Raw genomic sequence first — 18,907 nt, 5'->3', positions numbered from 1 at the left:
CGTAAAAATCCCCACTTCACCGCTTGAAAACAGCGACAAAGCAGGGACTTCACGATCGATCAATTACGATTTCGCCAAAACGGCATTATTAGTCAACGCGGCTTCGGCTACGCATGCCGGCTAGTCCGAACAGTCCAAGCAAGCCTAACCAACCCCAGTTAGAGGCTCTGTTCGTCGTCGTTGCCGTCGCGCGGTAAGCGTTCGTTCGCAAATTGTTGTTCGTAACGCCCATGCCGCGATACGTGTTCACGTGGTTCCGGTCGGTAACGTCATACGATCTCATGCCGTAAGTTCCATTCGGACCGTGCGTTCCGGTCGTGCCGTAAGTTCCGGTTCCGGTCGTGCCGTGAGTTCCGGTTCCGGTCGTGCCGTAAGTTCCGGTTCCGGTCGTGCCGTAAGTGCCGTAAGTGCCGTAAGTTCCAGTCGTTCCAGTCGTGCCGAAATTCGTCACGTTGCCGTTGCCGTACCGGTAGGCATCCGTGTTTTGGACGTTCACGGTGCCGCTATACGGCGTCGCGCGGTAATCGGTACCGTGTCCGGTAGTTACCTGCTTGATCGTCATTTCCGTCGGCATCGGAGTAGCCATGACCGGAGCGACAGCGGCGACCGACATACTACCCACCAGCATCGAACTCAGCAAAAGCTTTTTCAATTTGCAGCCTCCTTGAAGTTCGTTTTGATTTCACCTCTAATTTCTCCGGCTCGTACGTTAATCATCCGCGCCATCCAGCGCCAATAAGCTAACAGTATTCTAATATTTGTAAACCAACTTTGCTAAAACTTTTAGCCTATACTTTAGGCAATAAGACACAGGAAAGGCGGTGGGTCGTATGCGCAAAATGTCCGAAACGGTACATCACATGGACGACGAGCTTCTCATTACTCAGTTCAATAAAGTAGCTCCGTTCTCTCCGGATGACGAGTTCATCCAGATGCTGCTTAGGGAGATCAAGAACAGGAAGCTCAACATCGAGGACGTACTTAAAGATTTGTATTTGCAATAAAATGGGCCGATTATGACAATTCGTACAGAAGCGGAACCTCGAAGAAATAGGTTGCTGTCCCATCCCTGTGCCATTACCATCGCATAAACTGACATCGTGATGATTCATCACAATAAAATGCGGTGGTGATACACATGGGTTACCCTGTAGCAGGTGAAGGCGTTGGATGTGGTGGCGGAATGGGCGCAGCTGCTTTCGCACTCGTATTGTTCGTTCTCTTGGTCATCATCCTTAAAGCCGGCTATTAATCTAAGGCGATGTAAGTAAGAACAACCCCGACCAGGACAGCTGGTCGGGGTTGTTCTGGGATGTCCTGAACTTCTTATTATTGAACGTAAATTCAATGGGAGAAAGACAGCGGTAGCAAATGCCAGACTCTGTCCGGTGGAGGTAGGCAATACTAAACCCGTGACCGATTTCTACCCGTTTTTACATTGATTAGCCATAGCATAATCCGAGCTACAAATTCGATACCGGGGATTGTCCCGCGAACGGGATCTCTCCGAAAATCGCGGAGACGAAAGCTTCGTGCGAGGCGGGAGCGTTGCCGTAAGCGTTCACGCGAACCGGCGCCATATCGAAATAATCGTTCATGACGTACGGAGATCCGAAGGACGCAACGATCGTTTTGTCGCGTCCGGCGGTCAGCGCGCTCCATGCGGCGGACGCTTCGTCTTTGGATAATCCGAGCGGCCCCATCGGCCGATGCGGCCGGACGGCCGGCGCGAATACGATCAGATCGAATTCGGCTTCACGCTGTTGGAGCTCCTCGTACCATATGTTTCGTTTGAGCTCGGCATTCACGCCTCGGCGCTCGAACGCCGCTTGGAGAGAGTCCATCTCTTCGAAGTCGGCGTCCGCCGGACAGATCGCAACGATCAACACGTTCTTTATCAATCGGGTGGATAGCGGTAACAGTCCGTTCTCGTCATTCAGCAGCGTAAGGCTGCGTTCGGCTACCGCCTTCGCGGTGCTTATTGCGAAGAGGCCAGCTTCCTCGGCAGACACTTCTGGAGCTTCGACCATGCTATAGTCGGTTGCTTGATCGTCGTCAGCCAGCTCGACTAAGCCGAGCCGTTGCTTGAGTTGCAGGATTCTTAAGACGGCGTCCTCCAGCCGCTCCATCGACAGCTCGCCGGACTCTAACGCCCGCTCCATTCGCTCGAAGTAGCTGAACTCCGGCCACAGCATCATGTCGGTACCCGCTTGCATGCTCTTCACGTACGCTTCGTCTTGCGGGAACCACTTCAAGTACCCACCCATGACAAGCGCATCGGAGACGACGACACCACGGAAACCCATTTCGTGTTTCAACAACTTCAATGTCAGTTCCTCGGCGAGCGTCGCCGGCAAATGCCGTCCGCCTTGTTCCGTTCGGAGTTGATAGGCAGGCAACGCGATGTGCCCGGTCATGATCGACCCTACGCCGTCGTCAATCAGCGCTTGGAACATCGCGCCATGGTTGGTCAGCCACTCCTCCCAAGGGAGCGAGTTGCGCGTCGTCATAATGTGTTGGTCGCGGTAATCGACTCCATCCCCGGGAAAATGCTTTGCCGTCGCAGCAAGCCTGTGCTCCTGCATCCCGCGCACGAACGCGCGCAGCAGCGGGATCGCCCAATCCGGCTTATCCGACAATGCCCGTATATTCGTAATCGGGTTCATACGGTTCATGTTGAGATCCGCGACCGGCGAGAACGTCCAATTAACGCCGACCTGTTGCGCCTCCATAGCGGTAGCCTTGCCGTAATCGTAGGCAAGCTGCTCGGAGCGCGTCGCTCCCAGCGCCATCGGCTGCGGCAGCTTCGTCGTTCCGGCGATCATGTTGCCGCACCCGTTCTCGAAGTCCGACGCGAACAGCAGCGGAATCCGAGTCGCCTCGCTATATTGCCTCGTCGCTTCCCTCACTTGCTCCCTCGTGTTACCTGTCATGACGTCCTTGATCATTTCCGCGCCTACGAAGAAGCCGCCGACTGGATATCGTTCCATCATGGCCGATAGGCTGCCATACTTGTCTCTTTCCTGCGCGCGGTTAGAGAGAACGACGACAGTCTGGCCTATTTTCTCTCTTACGGTGAGTTCCTTCAGCTTGATCTTCAAGAGGGCCATCGCTCCTTCGCTGTTCAGCATACACATCTCCATTTTGCTAGATTGGCGCGACGCGGCATACTGTACAAAGTAATCGTCAATTCCGTCAGGACTGTCAATTGTGTACATTACTGTCGTTGACGCACCTTTCCATCCGCGAAAGCAAAAAAACCGCGAAACGGATGCGTCGTCGCACCTGCTTCGCGGTTTTGGAATTAGAGGACGGCCGTCAAGATCAGATAAAATCCGCCAAGCGTCGCCAACGAGAGAATCAAAGTCTGAAAGAGCCGCTGCGGAATACGAGGAAGCGTCTTGAATCCGATGAACGCCCCGACCGCGACGACCGGCACGACCCAAGCGTTAACGGTCAACGATTCCGGCGTAATGAGTCCCAGATAGGCGGTAAAAGGTACTTTAATTACGTTCACCATAAAGAAGAAAAACGCGTTCGTTCCAATAAAGGATGTTTTGTTCATCCCCTTAGACAATAAGTAGATCGACATGATGCTGCCTGCCGCGTTGCCGACCATCGTCGTGAACCCGGCGAGCACGCCGAGCAGGCCGTTGAAAGCCGGGGACTTGGTGAACGCGATGTTCAATGCGCGCTCCAGCTTTTCTCTGCCGACATGCACCGCGATGAGCAACAGAACGAGCGTCCCGATCAGTAGCGCCAAATCCTGGTTGTCTATATATTCGAGTACGAAGAATCCGGCGGCCATGCCCGCGAGCACCCAAGGCAACAGCTTGAACAGATGCTTCCACTCCACGGCTCGGCGGTAGTAGACGATGGCGATAATATCGCCGGTAATCAATATAGGCGTCAATAAACCGACCGATTCGCTGGCAGGGAAGACAGAGGCCAGCATCGCGGCGACGAAAATGCCCAGCGTCGGGACGCCCGTCTTGGAGAAGCCGACGAGCAGCGCGCCGACGATCGTAAGCGTTAATTGCAGAGATGTAAGTTCCATGGTCGGGTGTCGGCTCCTAAAGGATCTTTTGCAGTTCCGTCATTAAATAGGTATACGTCATCGCGGAAGGAAAATAAGCCATCGGATGATTATAGTTAATAATGTTGGTTCGCAGTTCATTCCACCACAACTTCTCGAGTCCTCCGCTTGTCGAGCTATTTTCGAAATAAACGTTTTCCTTCGCCAATGAATCTCTTACGATATTAAATACGGTTTGTCCGCAGCATAAAACAATATTAGGCGATAGAATCTTGATCTGTTCCAGCAATAGATCCGCTGCATCAAGCCCGGTCTGATACACCTGTCTATCATCGGATTGCGTAGAACCTACCGTCTTCTTCACGTTCACAAAGCATACCGAGCCCAGAAAATCGTTGGCATTGCGCCGAATGTACTCCTCTTTCTCTTTGACATATCGATAGTCAGGAAACCCATGTAGAATTCCATATGTCCACCGGATCAAATTGGGCCAGGTGGTTCCTCGCTCTTTCAAATAGCCTCGTTCCGCGATGAACGTCTGATATTTCCATTCCTCGGTAGTCGGATGGTTGCGATCCTCGGTCGGTTCTTTAAGCAGTACGACGATTTTAAGCCCAGGACGACTTGTCCAAGCTTCTTCGTCCAATAATCCGTCTTCGATAAACACTCCGGAAGGATACCGCCTTCTCCATTCGGCGAATAGTTCGTCTAATCTGCGATTAATGATTCCCAACTGCGTCACCTCTAAAACCATCGTACCCGCCGAATCCATTTTGTTCAATATGCAAAAAAAGAAGTCGTCATCCCAACCGTCGCCGCTCGCGTCCGGCCTCTTCATATAATCGACCATGAACAATGCGGCGTCCTTCATCGGTCCGAACGCGCGATCCGACAGGAACACCTTGTCCATCGTGTATAGGTAATGCCACCATAGGCTCTGGACCGTCCAAGGCGTCTCGCATATTTCCCAGCCCCAGTGCGGGACGGGGTACGGCATCATCGTCATCTTCACCGGATACGCCGAATGCGGAAAATAAGCCCCTCGCATGCCATAATAATCCCGCGCCCATTGACGGCTGACCGGCAACACGTGATCTACCATATTGGCGTAGGCGAGATGCTTGTCGGCATGGTTGCTCGAGAAAGCGACCCAGAACGGTTGCTGCGCATTGTAGTTCATATGGTAATCGCCATGCCAATCCGCGCCGACCGAATTGCCCGCATACGCGCCGAGTTTGCGAACCGCATCATCCGGCCTGTCCAGAGGTACCCAACCGACGACGCCCCCGATCCAATCGAACCGCGCTGCCGTTTCCAACATGTATTCAGTATCCTCGTCGGAGTCCATCGCCTGCACGAGCACCGTCTTGTCGATGCCCGCCTTCATAAGAAGAGGCTCCAGCTCCAGCGGCTCGAACGTCCGATAGATCGGTCCGTACGCTGAAACGAGCCAAGGATACCGAACCCGATCCAAGTTCCAAAAATGCTGATGAGCGTCTATTCGCATCGCCGATGCCCCCGTTCGTGATCTGTTCACCACGATCGTAGCACGGGAGGCATCGGCTCGTATTTGGCAACCGGTTCATGGAATTGACGAATCGTCCGGTGATGAGATGTCCAATCGTCATCCGTGGTGCACAAGGAAAAGGAGCCGTATCTCAAGCCTTTCGCTTGGATACAGCTCCTACGCTTATTCGCACATCCGGCGATGGATGGCTGCCCCTTGATGGTTGGCTTCAATGGCAAGCGCGGCGTCTAGCTGCAATTTAGCTTGCTCGTACTTGCTGAGGCCGATCATACCGAGCCCGATCATATAGCGGCAATGGATCTCGTTGCGCTTGTTCATGTCGTCCTCGAAGACGAGGAAATCGGGCAGCGACACGGCGAAGTAATCGAACTTGACGTCGTCGTTCAAATGCTTCTCCCCATAGTCGATCAGCTTGTTGAAGCGGCGCTTCGCTTCCGTAGCGTTGCCTAGCTTCTGCCACGCCATGCCTTGGTAGAAAATCATATCCGGCGGTTGGTCGTTGTAATACATCGCGCTCGTCGGTTCTTCGAGACCTTGGGAGGCGGTGACGAAATGCCGTTCCGCTTCCTCTGGCTTATTCATGCCGAGGTAGGCGCACCCTAGGTAGTAGTAGACATTGTTCTCCTGCGCCCCGGCCAGCTTGCCCTCTCCCAAATTGTCTGGATACGCAAGCGCCTCGTGCAGCAATCCGATGGCCTGCTCGAAACGGCCCTCTTCCATCTCTTGTTTCGCGCGTTCGACGCAAGTCAGCACATGCTGGCCGGTCGTCTTTCCTTCTCCGCCTTCCCATGGGTGGAACTTACGGGAAGCTAGTGCTTGCGCGGCTTCCTCATGCCGACCCAGGGCGTTCAACAGCGCCACATGCTCCAAATACAAGTCATCGCGTTTCTCGACGAGCGGCCGATGCTTCTCCAACGTCTCGAAGCGTCTGGACGCCGTGTATCCGAGCTTCTTATACAACTGATCTAGCTCGTACAATACGCGCGCGTCATCTTGCCGGCAAGCGAACGCCGTCTCCAGTGAACGCTGTGCCGCTTCGGCATCGCCGAGCTTGTTGAAGTAGGCGAGCGCCAAATTCCGATGTACGGTGGCGAAGCCGGCGTTAGTCTCGAGAGAAGACTCCCAGTGAGCGATCGCTTCCAGATGGCGCTTTTTATCGTATTGCCAGTTGCCCACATAATAGTGCGCCATGCCGTCGTTCGTGTCGGCTCTAATTGCGCTTTCGAGGACAATGAGATCAAACAGCGTGTTCGGGAAGCAATAGTCCGGCTTAGCTTTTCTGCCCGCAAGGCGATATTCCGCAGCCAGTTCCGGATGCCCGGCTTGCTCGAGCAAGTAACCTAGCGCGTAATGCACCATCGGATAAGCTTCCGTCCGCGCAGCCGGCGCGAGCTTGGCCAACACGGAGATCGCTTCCTCATATAACCCGCCCTCCGAATAGTCGGCAGCTAAATTCAAGTAGTTGTGCGGATCGCCTCGCATAAGTCGCGCGAGTTCCTCCGAAGCTTTATTCGCGCGCTCCCGCGTCCCTTGTTCGGCGAACGTCAGCCCAAGCTCCCACGCTGATCCGAAATCCGCCGGATCGAGTTTTAGCGTCTCTTCCGCATAAACGGCAGCTTCCGTCAGCCGGTTAAGCTTCCGCAGCAGCGCTGCGCGTAGATGACGCGCTTTGTAGTTACGCGAATTGCGGATTAATGCGCGGTCGACCAATTCCAACGCTTCCGCATACTCCCCTTTTGCGCACGCGATACGCGCGAGCGAGAAGTAGCCGGCATCCTGCCACGCAACTGACCAAACCGATTTATAGAAAGCCGTAAATGCCTCATCTAACCGATTTTGCAGCTTCAACACAACGCCGAGCTGGTACAGCGCTTCGCTGTCATACGGATTCGGGTTGCGCCAAGTGAGCGATTTCACCGCCGTGCGGAAATGCCCTTCCGCGCTGGCAAACAACCCCCGGCGCAGCAGCAGCGTGCCGTACGCGACGTTGATCCGAATGTCGGACGGATCGCGCTTCAAGCCCTCCAAATAATAAGTTTCCGGCTCGAAAGTCGCATGACGGTATTGCTCCAGATGCAAGCCGGCCAAGTATAGCTGCTCTGTCGTCCGTAGTTCGGACGGCTCGGGCAGCGGCTTCGCGGCGTCCGGCACTTGCTCGATGGACGGCTTTGCCGGACGATAGTCGATCAGCGTCTTGCCGTGTCTATCGCGGACGACGACAATCAAGTCGTGCGCTAAATCCGTTTCGTCGATCGGTACGATCGATTTGAACGTCGAAGTCGGCGAGAGCTCGTGCGTCGTCTGTACGTATACGCGCTTCTTCCCGCGCAGCTCGACGACGGCGTCTTGGAAGACGGACGTCGCGTATGCCATAACGATCGCCTGACGCGTCGTTTCGTCGAACTCCAAATTGACGGCCGCATCGATCGATGCGTTTTTGACGACGCCGATATCTTTATACGGCATGAAATACTGCTTGAACGACTTCTCCTCATACGGCTGCAACCAAGTGAAATCCGGCTGGTTGTCCGTGTAGACGCCGGTCATCAGCTCGATGTACGGTCCGTCCTCGTCGGTCAAATTGCGGTCCCACGCCTGGCCGAACTCGCCGTTCCCCCAGGTCCATTGCTTCTTGCCCGGCGAAACATGATGGTTCGCTACGTGGAGCAGCCCGGCTTGAACGCCGTGATCGTAACCGCCGACAAAGTTATAGTCTGATTTGTAGGCCATGTACGAAGTCGGAACCGGAATGTTGCGATACCGGGAAATGTCTACGCCGGCCGAGTAGTCCTGCTTATAATAAGTGCCCGTTGCGATCGGGAAACGGGATACGTCCCGCTTGCCATGGTCGAATACGGCGGTTACGTCCGGCGGAAAAACGGATTGCGTATGATCGTTGACGGCTACCGCGGGATTCGCCCACCATAGGAACGTCTGCGACACCGGGGTGCGGTTGTAAAGCTGCGCGGAAATTTCCAAGTAAGCTTTGCCCGGATAGAGCGTAAATCCAGCGGTTACCTTCGTGCCGTACATACGGTCGATTTCGCTGATCCATACCGTCGCGCTACCATCCTCGTTCTCGGCTAGACGGTACTCCACGGGACCGTAAGTGTTCGGACGATGGTGCTGCGGCCAGTTAAATTCGATACCGCCCGAGATCCAAGGACCTGCCAAGCCGACTAACGCGGGCTTAATAACGCGATTATAATAGACGAAATCGTAATCGTTCGTTTTATCGAGCGCCCGATAAATCCGTCCGCCCAACTCCGGCATCATCTCGATGCGCACGTATTCGTTTTCCAGAATGGTCATGCGATACGTTTGCGGATGCTTGTCGTCCATAATTTTATCGACGACCGGATGCGGATACACTTTGCCGGAGCTGCCTTGATAGACGCGTTTCTCCAAAAACATCGGATTGCGGTCGGGCTCGCCGATGCCGTAGGTCGGGATAGACACGTTCTCTTCCCAAATGCGCACGGCCGGAAGCTCCTGTCGTTGTGCCTTTGCCAATGTAATTCCCCCTTGAATGGAATTTTCGGATACTTCTACTGTACGCCGGAAAATCGCGCGAGCCAATCGACGAAATTCGGTTTATAATGGACTATATTCTGATTTTAGATAACGAATAGTCCCTATAATTAATCAACTTCCATAAGAATAATGAACTTTTTTCTTATTCCATTAACCAAACGGGGTGCGTGTAGATGGACGAGGTTCGCAAGCCGGAAGGGTTTCCCGAGGAAAAGCTTTTCGTTCTGCCTGAATACAGCGTCGAGGAACTGTCGCGTCATGAATTGACGAAAGGACTGTTTGTCAGCGATATTGGATTTTTTCCTCGGGCTCAATATCACTATCGCGAACGGCCGGCCGGCTGTGACAGTCACATCGCGATCTATTGCATCGCTGGCGAAGGATGGATCGAGCTCGCGGGACGGTCCCATGTCGTGCGAGAACGTACGCTTGTCGTCGTTCCCGCCGGAGAACCTCACAGATACGGAGCTTCGCCTCGAGAACCATGGAGCATTTATTGGTTCCACTTGAAAGGAGCGCAGGTCGCCGCATTAATACGATTGTACGGATTGGACGCAGGTCCGATTCAACTGCCCGCCGCCGTTCAAGCCGAATGGACGGATAGCTTCGAGCGGTGCTATTCCTTGCTCGCGGACAAGCCCTATTCGATGCCGGTACAAGTACATGTCTCGCAGACGATCGGGCAGCTGCTCGGCCGCATCGGCCTCGGCGCGGGAGGTTCGTCGCGCGATCGGAAACGCGAGCTCGATCTTGAGCGGGCCATCCGATACTTGAACGACCGGCTGACGGACACCGTTTCGCTTATCGAATTGGCGGCGCATACCGGCTTATCCAAGCAGCATCTCATCTACTTGTTCAATCAGGAGACGGGCTTCCCGCCGATCGAATATTTTTTGCGCATGAAAATGCAAAAGGCCGGCCAGCTTCTCAGCTTAACCGGCCTTACCGTGAAGGAGATCGCCGCGTCGGTCGGCATTCCCGATCCCTACTACTTCTCCCGCCTATTCAAAAAGCGGATGGGAGCGCCGCCGACGGAATACCGCAGCGCGCCGAAAGGTTAACGGCTCCTACAGACGTTTAAGCCGCAACAGCGAACTGCCGTAATCTCCCCGCAGCGTCAGCGGGTACCCGACATTCATGAGCGTCGATCCGCGGCGGACGATCGGCTCCCCGCCGTCCAAGCTAACCTCGTACGATGCATCCGCATCGAGCCCCCGCAGACGTAGCCTTCTCTCCTCCGAGCCGAAATGCTGCGATTGCAAGAAGGCGAACGCGACAGCTTCTTGTCCGTCCCCGCTCACATAAGCGTATGCAGCCAGATTGGAGCGTCCAAGCGGTTCCAAGCGATAGTGGTTGCCCGCAAGCACGATGTGACGAATGCTCTTATACAGCTGGACGAACCGCCCCGCCTCTTCCGTCTCTTCCTCCGACCACTTGCCGATGTTCGCGCCGATGCCGAGTCCGCCCATCATCGCGCTATGGAATCGGTAAGACAACGGCAGGCTTCGACCGTTGAAGCCACTCGGAGATTCGGTAACCCAGCACATCATTACGGATGGGCTATAGGCATACGTGAAGCCTTCTTGTATCGCCAGCCGGTCGCGCGCGTCGGTGTTGTCGCTTATCCAGGCTTGATCCGCATACCGCAAAATCCCAAGGTCGATTCTGGCGCCGCCTCCGGCGCAAGTCTCGAACTCTACGTCCGGGAACCTCTTCCTAAGCTCTGCCCAAATCTCATATAGATTGCGCACGTGATTTAACCAGATCGGTTGTCCCGCATCCTTCGCTCCCGGCTCCGTGACGGTTCGGTTCATATCCCACTTGATGAACTTGATTTCGTACTTCGAGAGCAGCTCCGTCATGAACCCGAGAACGAACGCCTTCACTTCCGGCAAGCCGAGATTCAACAAGTACTGGTTGCGCAGCTGCGTGCCTTCGCGCGTATCGAACCGATAAATCCATTCCGGATGCTGACGGTACAGATCGCTGTCAGGATTGACCGATTCCGGCTCGACCCACAGACCGAACTCCATGCCTAGTCCTTGAACCTCGCGAACGAGCTCTTCCAAGCCGTTCGGGAATTTATCCGGATTGACGTACCAATCGCCTAAACCAGCGCGGTCGCTGTTACGCGCGCCGAACCAGCCGTCGTCGACGACAAACCGTTCGACGCCGAGGCTGGCGGCTTTACGGGCGAGCTTAATTTGTTCCTTCGCGTTCACAGCAAACTCGGTTGCTTCCCAAGAATTGTACAGCACCTTCCTTGGTCTACGGGTTGGAGAGATACACTCGCGCTCATACCGGTGCAGCAGGCGGCTCATCGAACCGAAGCCGCCTGCGGTGAATCCGCCGGTGAAGACGGGCGACGCGTACGTCTCTCCCGGCGCAAGCGTGAAGGCGCCGTCAAAATCGTTCACCCCGCCGACGACGCGAACATGACCGAACGTCGATTTCTCCGCGACGATTTTCCAGTTGCCGCTCCAGCCTAGCGCGCCGAACCAGACATGGCCAGCGTTCTCGTCCGCGCTTCCGTCGTCGATCGCGAACCAGGGGTTGGCGTGGGGACCGGTGAAGCCCCGTCTAGACTCCAGCCGTTTCTGGCCTTCGGTCAGCACGGTTCTGCGTAGTTGATACTCTCCCGCCCATCGGCCCGCTACGTGCGTGAGTCGGTATTCCGGAAGCGCCAGCACGTTCCAGACGGCGGCCATTACTTGCTCGATCGTAATCGGAAGCGCTTCGCCATTATGAACGCGAACGTGCCGCTCGATGAGATCGTACTCGGCAAATGTTTGGTAGATAACGTCAACGCGGATAGCATAATGGCGATCAACCAGTTGAATCGTGAGCTCGTCATCATTCGTCAAAGCATAGCCCGAATAATCAAGCTTTACATCCCGAACACCGTCGCCGAAGCGAATTTTAAGGCCGGGCTCTGCGTAATGGCTGCCGCCCCAGCCGCCGAATTCCTCCGTCTCCCGATCGATGTCCGCATCGAACGAGCTATGAGAGCGTCCCCGAAGCAAGAAACCGAGCTCCGACGCATCGACGGGCTCTCCCCAATACAGATGCTGAAGCGTGCCCTTTTCGTTGATGCCGAACACGTACGAGGTCCGTCGGGTGCTCAATTCGAAAATCCTATGCTGCTCCAAATATGCGATAGTCATGCCGCCACCCCTTAGATCCTATGTTAGCCCTTGATTGCCCCTGCTGCGATTCCTTTAATGATGAACCTTTGCATGAACAGGAAGAAGACGATAATCGGAATCATCCCCATCACTGCATAGGCGAACGCCAGGTTCAAGTCGCTGCTATACTGTCCGAAGAAGAAGTATTGCTGGAGCGGAATCGTGCGGTAAGCTTTTTCTTGCAAATAGAGCAACGGAAGCAGAAAGTCGTTCCAAATGTACAGCGCGTTAAGGACGAGCACCGTGGCCGTTACCGGCTTCAGCAATGGCAATACGATACGTATGAAAATACCCGGCGTCGAACAGCCGTCGATCCTCGCAGCTTCTTCGATCTCCTTCGAAATGCCGCGGACGAAGCCCGTGTAGAACAGTACGCCCGATTGTACGCCGAATCCTCCGTAAATGAGCATAATACCCCAATGGCTATTTAATAGATCTAGCGTTTTGCCGAGCTTGTAGAGAGGTAGCATCGTCACTTGGAACGGCACCATCATGCCGGAGAGGAACAGTAAATACATGAAATTGTAGAACGGCTTCTTGCCTCGCGCGATGGCGTATCCGCTCAAGGCAGAGACGATAATAATGAGCGCGACGGATAACAGAGTGACGATCAAGCTGTTCGTAAGGGCCGTCGGATATTTCGAGACATCCCAGGCGTGGGCGAAATTCGAGAAATTAAGGCTCGAGGGCAGCCCGTAGAAAGAATCGAACGTCTCCTTAGCCGATTTGAGAGACATTAATAGGGCAACGTAAAGCGGGAACAAGAACACGATTGCGAGCAGCGTAACTACCCCAAAGACGAGATATTTGGTTGGCTTCATTACATGTCTACCTCCCGTCTTCTAAAGAAGGATACTTGAATGATCGTAACCAACACGAGCACGACGAAGAAGATCATCGATAGCGCCATACCGTAACCGGCCTTAAAGGAAGAGAAAGCGGACTTATAAATGTAAGTCGAGATAACTTCCGTCGAAAAGGCAGGTCCGCCATTAGTCGTGACATACACAAGGTCGAACACCTTGAGCGATCCGGTCAACGTGAGGAGCATGTTGATCGTGATGGATGGAGCGAGAAGCGGGAGCGTAACGCTTCGGAACGCGCGGAACGCGCCGGCTCCGTCAATGCGCGCGCTCTCCAGCAACTCGCCGGGAATGCCTTGAAGCCCGGCTATATAGATGATCATCGGAGGACCGATTCCTTGCCACACCGCGACGACGATCAACCCGAATAACGCGTGGTCGGGATTACCCAGCGGACTTGTGACGTCAAGACCGAAGTACGCGAGCAGCTTCGGAAAGCCTTGGCTGTAATTGTAGCTCCAGATATAGCCCGTGAGTACGACCGAGATGACGCTAGGCAAGAAGAACACCGTACGGAACAAGTTGCGTAACGGCAAATAGCTATCTAGCATAAGCGCGAAAAAAAGCGCCAAGACGTTAACGAGCAAGGTAAGAATGATTGCGTATTTGAACGTGTTCCCAAGCGATGACCACAAATCGGCATCCTGCACCGCATGCACGTAGTTCTCCCAGCCAATGTAAGTCAACTTCTGAGATATGCCGTCCCAGTTCGAGAAGGAATAACGTCCCCCAACGACCAAAGGAACAATGACGGCCATCGTGAACAAGAGGATGCCCGGAATCAGAAAGAGAATGTACCAGATTTCGCGTTGCAGCGCGCGTTTAAGCGTTCCCATAGTCGACCCCCTCCTTGACTATGAACGGCATAGGCGTGGCCTATGCCGTTCATGGTCATTATGCTGTTCTATTATTTGTGGTTTTTGGCAACCCAATCATCCAGGTCTGCGATGATTTGATCAGGCGTTGCTTTGTCGAAAAACACCTTTTGCACGAATTGCGTGAATTGCGAGTTCCAATCGATCGTCGTCGTGATGAAAGCTTGGGAATTATAGAGCTGACCGTTGTCGAAGTAAGGCTTCAGTTCGCTTACGGCCGGAGCGATATCGGTAATCGAACCTTTCGCGTAGCTAAGCGTGTTCGTGTTTTTAACCCAAGCGTCTCCGCCTTCTTTGCTGGACAAGAACGCCAGGAATTTCATCGCGGCATCTTTGTGCTCCGATTTGCTGTTAACGGCGAGCGAAGCGTCTGGGTTGAACTCCAGCTTGTTGAGGCTTTCGTCGTTCGTGAACGGATACGGGAAGTAGCCCATGCCGGTTTCGTACAATGCCGGATTTTTCTTCTGGATGTCGGCAAGCGGCCATACGCCCATATACATCATGGCAGCCTCTTCTTTAGCGAACAAATCTACCGCGCCGTTATAGTCGACGCCTAGCTGGTCCTTGTTACCATACTTAAACATGTCTTGAGCGTGAGCGATTACAGTCTTCGTTGCAGGGTTATCCGCGAACTTCGCTTCGCCCTTCTCGAGCTTGTCGAAGAAGTCCGTTTGTTTGTCGACCAGGACCGCGTTGCTTGGGAAGTCGCGGCTAAGCCACATGCCTAGCGGCCATCCGTCTTTCCAACCAAGCGCGAACGGCGTTTTGCCTGCATCCTTGATTTTTTGCGCAGCTGCCATCAGCGCATCGTATGTTCTTGGAATTTCGATTCCCAGGTCGCTGAAAATTTTCTTATTGTAGAATACTGCGATTGGACCAGCATTCAGCGGCATGATATAGTTTTTGCCGTCCGTCGCTTGTTCTTGCAGCACGCTCGGCTCGAAGTTCGACATAAACGGCTGAGCTGTCAAATCCTCAAGGTAGCCGCCGTCATTAAACAATTTCGTATTGCTGCCTGCGTTTAGCGTGAACACGTCGACGATATCTCCGCCCGCCATCTTCGTTTTCAGAAGCGTATAGTAATCATCGTATTTAACCGGTTGTACGTCGACCTTGATGTTCGGATTCTCAGCTTCGAATTGTTCTACGATTTTGGCGATGCCGTCGGTGACGTCGCTCTTAAAGTGCATGAACGAGATCGTAACCGGCTCTGTATTTTCTGAAGCGGGAGCGCTTGCAGTTTCCGTAGCCGGGCTGTTCGACTCGGAAGCCGCCGGGCTGGCTGCTGGTTCGTTGTTGTTGTTGTTGGTGCCACATGCTGTCAATACGCCTGTTAGCAGCGCGATGCTAAGACCGAGACCTAGCTTTTTGTTCATATCCATATCCCCTTTGTCTTGTTTCGTGGCGAACGAGCGTCCCCGTCCTGATCTCTATGTTACGATTCGCCTTAGACTCGAGGAATAAAATAAATTGGGGACGCGATGTTCAATTTTTTGCGTGCGGGGTATTGGCAGGCGTTTCCCGATATTCCGATGGCGTCTGCCCGGTAAATTTCTTGAACACTTGGCTGAAATACCGCTGGTTTTCGTAGCCGACCAGCTCGGAGATGTCGTTGATTTTCCGGTCGGAAGAACGGAGCAGCTCGCACGCCTTCTCCATTCGTTTACGGGTGACGTACTCGATGAAATTTTCCCCCGTCACCGCTTTGAATTGCTTGCTCAAGTAGCTCGGGTCAAGGTGATAACGGGTTGCGACGTCGATCAGGCTGAGGTCCTCGAAATAATGCTCGTCTAAGTACGCCGCGATTTCGTGCATCGGATTGGCCGATTCCGGAACCGCCCTGCTCTCCATGTGCGCTTCGATCGCATCCGTTAGCGCCTCGACATACGAACGCATCGCGGATACGCCTATAATTCCGTCAATCGTCCGCAGCTCGAATACTGCCGGACGCGCATTCACGATGCCGGCCCATTCGCTGCTCGCGAGATCGACGAGCTTGCGCAGCTCCTTCTGGCCGTCGCTGATCGTAAGTCCCCGCGCCGCTTCCGCTTTCCGCAGGAATTCCCCGAACATCCTGCGCACGCTAGAAGCTTGGGCGGCAGCCATAGCCTGCTGCAGCAGCTTCGCTTCGAAGCCACTCAGCACTTCCGAAGCAGTCGCCGTCACGCGCGGGGCATCGGCCGTGTTCATGGAGAAGTCCGTGCCCTGCATCGGATTGCCGCGCAGCAGCTCGTTCGCTTCCTCGAACGCCTCAGGCAATTGATCCAGCCGATTGCGCGTTGCGCTCAGACCGACGACAACGGCCATTTGATACATTTGGCTCACGGCATCGTGAAAGGGCTGCAGCAGTTGCTGCACCCGTGCTCCGTCATATCCCGATTCGGGCAGCAACAGGCATAGCCGCATTTTATCGTCCGACTTATAAATGTAAGGTACATCGTCCTGTATTACTTCGTACAAAATATTTTCCACGCTATACATGAGCAGGTCGGCGTTCCCGTTAAACTTTGTCTCCGACAGCTCGCGGAACTGTCTTAGCATGCAAACAGCCAGCCGATAACGGCTGAGTACGGGCGAGGCGACCAGCTTCGCTGACTGCGCCTCGATATCGGCCGCGTTCGCGATGCGCCGACCCGTCACGTTTTGTAAAAAAGCCTCCGTCCGAAGCTTCCGCATCTCGCTCGTGAACTGCTGTCGCTGTTCGATGCTCAGATGATTGCGGCTCGCCTCCATCGCCTTGATCATCGCGCTCCTCAAATCCGCCAGCGATACTGGCTTCAGGACATATTCGCAGGCTTGATAAGTGACGGCCGCCTTCATATATTCGAATTGCGAATGGCCGCTAATGACGATCACTTTAATAGGGTTATGCCGATGATATAAAGTCTCGAGAAACTGCTGCCCGTTCATGACCGGCATGTTCATGTCCGTGACGACGATCTGCGGCCTGCTAATCGGGATAAGCTCAAGCGCCTCGGCGCCGTTACGCGCCTCCGCGACTACCTCGACGTCCAATGCCAGCTCGCCGATCATCTTGCTTACCGACTTCCGTCCCCAGGGTTCATCGTCGACAACCATCACTTTATACAATCGTCTCACCCCGCTTTCTGTATGGAATCCGGATGTGAATTTCCGTGCCTTCACCCGGCGTGCTATCGATGTTTAATCCATAAGCCTCGCCGTATACGAGCCGAATCCGCTCATGGACGTTTTTCAATCCGATCGAGATGCCCGAGAACACTTCCAGCGACTTCGTATCGAGCCCGCTCCGAAGGGCCGCGAGTTTTGCTGGTTCGATGCCGGGACCGTTATCGTGCACGGAGAGCAGTACCGTATCGGCTTGCCTCGTCGCTCCCACTCGAATAAGCAACTGACGGTCGTCAGGTCCGCCCAGTCCATGGACGACGGCGTTCTCGATAATCGGCTGCATGATGAACCGGATAATATAGACGTCCATCAGCTCCGCGGGAATGTTGAACTCCATCTGTAGAGCATCCTCGAACCGAAACTGCTGGATATACAAATAATTGCCTGCATGGGCGAGCTCTTGGCCGATCGTGGATTCCGTATTTCCCTCATAGAAGCTGTAGCGGAATAAGTCGCCGAGCGACCGACACATCTCGGGAATGTCGTAGTCCCCTATGAGAACGGCTTTCCCGCCGATCGTCTGAAGCGTATTGTACAAAAAATGCGGATTGATCTGCATCTGCAACGCAAGCAACTGCGCTTCCTTGTTCCGCAGCTGCATCTGATAGCGTTGCTCGATCAACTCGCGTATTTTTTCCGTCATGTAATTAAAATTTCTCGTCAGCTCGGAAATGTCGTCGCGGTAACGGTTCGGCTGGTTGATCGTGACGTGGAAGTTTCCGTGACGAACCGTCTTCATTGCCTTGCCGAGCAGCTTGATCGGTCTCGTAATATACTGCTGCGCGAGCATCGACAGCAAGGAAATGCAGAGCATGACGAAGATGAACGCGCCGATCGTAATAAGGAGCGTGTTCTTGCGATGCCTGGCCAGCTCTTCATTCGGATAAACGATCGATTGCACGAGGTTTCCGTTGTCGAGAGAGGACGTCGCGATGAGCAGATCTTTGTTTTTGTCGAACCGGACGGCCTTCGGATTGTTTTTCGTTTTCGCATCGGGCTGGCTTGTCTTCGAGATCAGATCGCTATACTGGCCGTTCGTCTCGTATATCGTTTCACCCCTAGCATTCCGTATCACGATGACGTTAGGGGAAAGATTGTTTGCCTCAATGACTTTCTTGAGCTCTTTTTGCTGGATATAAAATACGAGCGAACCGATTTTCCGATGGTAAAAAGGGTTGTAAATCGTAATCGCGTATACGAACAAATCCTGCTTCACCACTGGATCGGCGTAAGTGAACGACAGCGATTGTTGGAACGGCAAATCGAGCATGTCCCCGAAGTGGGGAATGCTCTGATCGAAGGGAATGGAGTCGTAGCTGGTCGCTCTCGACCAATAATCCCGCAGTTTATTATCCTTGCCGAATATCATAATCTTGATGATGGCGTCTTTGTTCTTGTTGGTGACGAGATAATAGTAATTTTTCAACGACTCCCGCAAATTGAAAAAGTTCTCGTCGGAGACGTTTCCGCCGTGCTCCATCAGCTCGAGCACGCGTTCGAACCCGTATATTTGCAACGCGGAGGAAGAAATATCGCGAAAATATTGATTCAAGTATCCGGATACGTATTGAGCGTTCTGATCCGAGCTCCGATAGATCGTTCGCTCCAGCGAATGGGTGCTCGATCGGTAGAACATGAACGACAGCACGAGCATCGGAATCAACGAGATGATCGTGCTGCTCCATACGATTTTCGTCCGGATGCTTCGGTTGATGAACAGCCATTTGATCATATTCATG

At 53.9% G+C, this 18,907-nt stretch carries 14 protein-coding genes; 3 read left to right on the top strand and 11 right to left on the bottom strand.

The genetic code is table 11. The annotated features are described in order from the left end of the window. Window positions 1-88: 88 nt before the first annotated feature. Window positions 89-652 carry a WGxxGxxG family protein gene (locus ACFPQ4_RS07030; protein WP_378111068.1) on the bottom strand — a complete coding sequence of 188 codons (564 nt, stop codon included), beginning with the start codon at window positions 650-652 and terminating at the stop codon, window positions 89-91. A gap of 178 nt (window positions 653-830) precedes the next feature. Here ACFPQ4_RS07030 and ACFPQ4_RS07025 point away from each other — a divergent pair, with 178 nt between their 5' ends. Together ACFPQ4_RS07025 and ACFPQ4_RS07020 are read left to right on the top strand one after the other, a co-directional pair. Continuing rightward, window positions 831-1,004 (top strand): sporulation histidine kinase inhibitor Sda, encoded by a 174-nt coding sequence (locus ACFPQ4_RS07025; protein WP_378111067.1) that lies wholly within the window; start codon window positions 831-833, stop codon window positions 1,002-1,004. A 134-nt stretch (window positions 1,005-1,138) separates the two neighbouring features. After that, complete coding sequence (locus tag ACFPQ4_RS07020; RefSeq protein WP_378111066.1) at window positions 1,139-1,252, top strand: sporulation protein YjcZ; 114 nt, start codon at window positions 1,139-1,141, stop codon at window positions 1,250-1,252. Window positions 1,253-1,463: 211 nt separating this feature from the next. Here ACFPQ4_RS07020 and ACFPQ4_RS07015 read toward each other — a convergent pair whose 3' ends face one another. From ACFPQ4_RS07015 to ACFPQ4_RS07000, 4 genes are all read right to left on the bottom strand, one after another. Further along, complete coding sequence (locus ACFPQ4_RS07015) at window positions 1,464-3,131, bottom strand: glycoside hydrolase family 3 protein (RefSeq protein ID WP_378111065.1); 1,668 nt, start codon at window positions 3,129-3,131, stop codon at window positions 1,464-1,466. A gap of 173 nt (window positions 3,132-3,304) precedes the next feature. Then, window positions 3,305-4,057: a sulfite exporter TauE/SafE family protein gene (locus tag ACFPQ4_RS07010; protein ID WP_378111064.1), complete on the bottom strand. Its 753-nt coding sequence runs from the start codon at window positions 4,055-4,057 to the stop codon at window positions 3,305-3,307. Window positions 4,058-4,073: 16 nt separating this feature from the next. After that, window positions 4,074-5,543 (bottom strand): amidohydrolase family protein, encoded by a 1,470-nt coding sequence (locus tag ACFPQ4_RS07005; protein WP_378111063.1) that lies wholly within the window; start codon window positions 5,541-5,543, stop codon window positions 4,074-4,076. 183 nt (window positions 5,544-5,726) lie between these two features. Continuing rightward, the gene (locus tag ACFPQ4_RS07000; protein WP_378111112.1) at window positions 5,727-9,083 is read right to left on the bottom strand and encodes a DUF5107 domain-containing protein; all 3,357 of its coding nucleotides are present in this window, start codon (window positions 9,081-9,083) and stop codon (window positions 5,727-5,729) included. Between the two features lie 188 nt (window positions 9,084-9,271). On the opposite strand from ACFPQ4_RS07000, the gene ACFPQ4_RS06995 reads away from it, so the two are divergent. Next, window positions 9,272-10,159: a helix-turn-helix domain-containing protein gene (locus tag ACFPQ4_RS06995; protein WP_378111062.1), complete on the top strand. Its 888-nt coding sequence runs from the start codon at window positions 9,272-9,274 to the stop codon at window positions 10,157-10,159. Between the two features lie 6 nt (window positions 10,160-10,165). Here the strand turns inward: ACFPQ4_RS06995 and ACFPQ4_RS06990 are convergent, their stop codons facing one another. The 6 genes from ACFPQ4_RS06990 to ACFPQ4_RS06965 all read right to left on the bottom strand — a co-directional run bounded on the left by ACFPQ4_RS06990 (window position 10,166) and on the right by ACFPQ4_RS06965 (window position 18,906). Beyond that, a complete protein-coding gene (locus ACFPQ4_RS06990; protein WP_378111061.1) occupies window positions 10,166-12,262 on the bottom strand; it encodes an alpha-galactosidase in 2,097 nt (698 codons plus the stop codon). 23 nt (window positions 12,263-12,285) lie between these two features. Continuing rightward, window positions 12,286-13,104 (bottom strand): carbohydrate ABC transporter permease, encoded by an 819-nt coding sequence (locus tag ACFPQ4_RS06985; RefSeq protein WP_378111060.1) that lies wholly within the window; start codon window positions 13,102-13,104, stop codon window positions 12,286-12,288. Then, the gene (locus ACFPQ4_RS06980) at window positions 13,104-13,982 is read right to left on the bottom strand and encodes a carbohydrate ABC transporter permease (RefSeq protein WP_378111059.1); all 879 of its coding nucleotides are present in this window, start codon (window positions 13,980-13,982) and stop codon (window positions 13,104-13,106) included. Before ACFPQ4_RS06980 ends, ACFPQ4_RS06985 begins: the two co-directional genes overlap by 1 nt. Window positions 13,983-14,053: 71 nt before the next feature. Then, a complete protein-coding gene (locus tag ACFPQ4_RS06975) occupies window positions 14,054-15,397 on the bottom strand; it encodes an ABC transporter substrate-binding protein (RefSeq protein WP_378111058.1) in 1,344 nt (447 codons plus the stop codon). Window positions 15,398-15,506: 109 nt separating this feature from the next. Then, entirely contained in the window at window positions 15,507-17,102 is a 1,596-nt protein-coding gene (locus tag ACFPQ4_RS06970) for a response regulator transcription factor (protein ID WP_378111111.1), read from the bottom strand. A gap of 1 nt (window position 17,103) precedes the next feature. Beyond that, complete coding sequence (locus tag ACFPQ4_RS06965; RefSeq protein WP_378111057.1) at window positions 17,104-18,906, bottom strand: sensor histidine kinase; 1,803 nt, start codon at window positions 18,904-18,906, stop codon at window positions 17,104-17,106. Window position 18,907 lies beyond the last annotated feature (1 nt).

This window comes from Cohnella yongneupensis, from assembly GCF_042655785.1.
Lineage (GTDB): Bacteria > Bacillota > Bacilli > Paenibacillales > Paenibacillaceae > Cohnella > Cohnella yongneupensis.
The sequence above is the reverse complement of the archived record's forward strand: the minus strand, read 5'-3'. Positions and strand labels throughout refer to the sequence as shown.

Coding starts and splice junctions, on each gene's coding strand:
- ACFPQ4_RS06990 (WP_378111061.1), bottom strand. CDS start 12,262: ATGACTATCGCATATTTGGAGCAGCATAGGATTTTCGAATTGAGCACC.
- ACFPQ4_RS06980 (WP_378111059.1), bottom strand. CDS start 13,982: ATGGGAACGCTTAAACGCGCGCTGCAACGCGAAATCTGGTACATTCTC.
- ACFPQ4_RS07025 (WP_378111067.1), top strand. CDS start 831: ATGCGCAAAATGTCCGAAACGGTACATCACATGGACGACGAGCTTCTC.
- ACFPQ4_RS07005 (WP_378111063.1), bottom strand. CDS start 5,543: ATGCGAATAGACGCTCATCAGCATTTTTGGAACTTGGATCGGGTTCGG.
- ACFPQ4_RS07010 (WP_378111064.1), bottom strand. CDS start 4,057: ATGGAACTTACATCTCTGCAATTAACGCTTACGATCGTCGGCGCGCTG.
- ACFPQ4_RS07015 (WP_378111065.1), bottom strand. CDS start 3,131: ATGCTGAACAGCGAAGGAGCGATGGCCCTCTTGAAGATCAAGCTGAAG.
- ACFPQ4_RS06985 (WP_378111060.1), bottom strand. CDS start 13,104: ATGAAGCCAACCAAATATCTCGTCTTTGGGGTAGTTACGCTGCTCGCA.
- ACFPQ4_RS07020 (WP_378111066.1), top strand. CDS start 1,139: ATGGGTTACCCTGTAGCAGGTGAAGGCGTTGGATGTGGTGGCGGAATG.
- ACFPQ4_RS06975 (WP_378111058.1), bottom strand. CDS start 15,397: ATGAACAAAAAGCTAGGTCTCGGTCTTAGCATCGCGCTGCTAACAGGC.
- ACFPQ4_RS06965 (WP_378111057.1), bottom strand. CDS start 18,906: ATGAATATGATCAAATGGCTGTTCATCAACCGAAGCATCCGGACGAAA.
- ACFPQ4_RS06995 (WP_378111062.1), top strand. CDS start 9,272: ATGGACGAGGTTCGCAAGCCGGAAGGGTTTCCCGAGGAAAAGCTTTTC.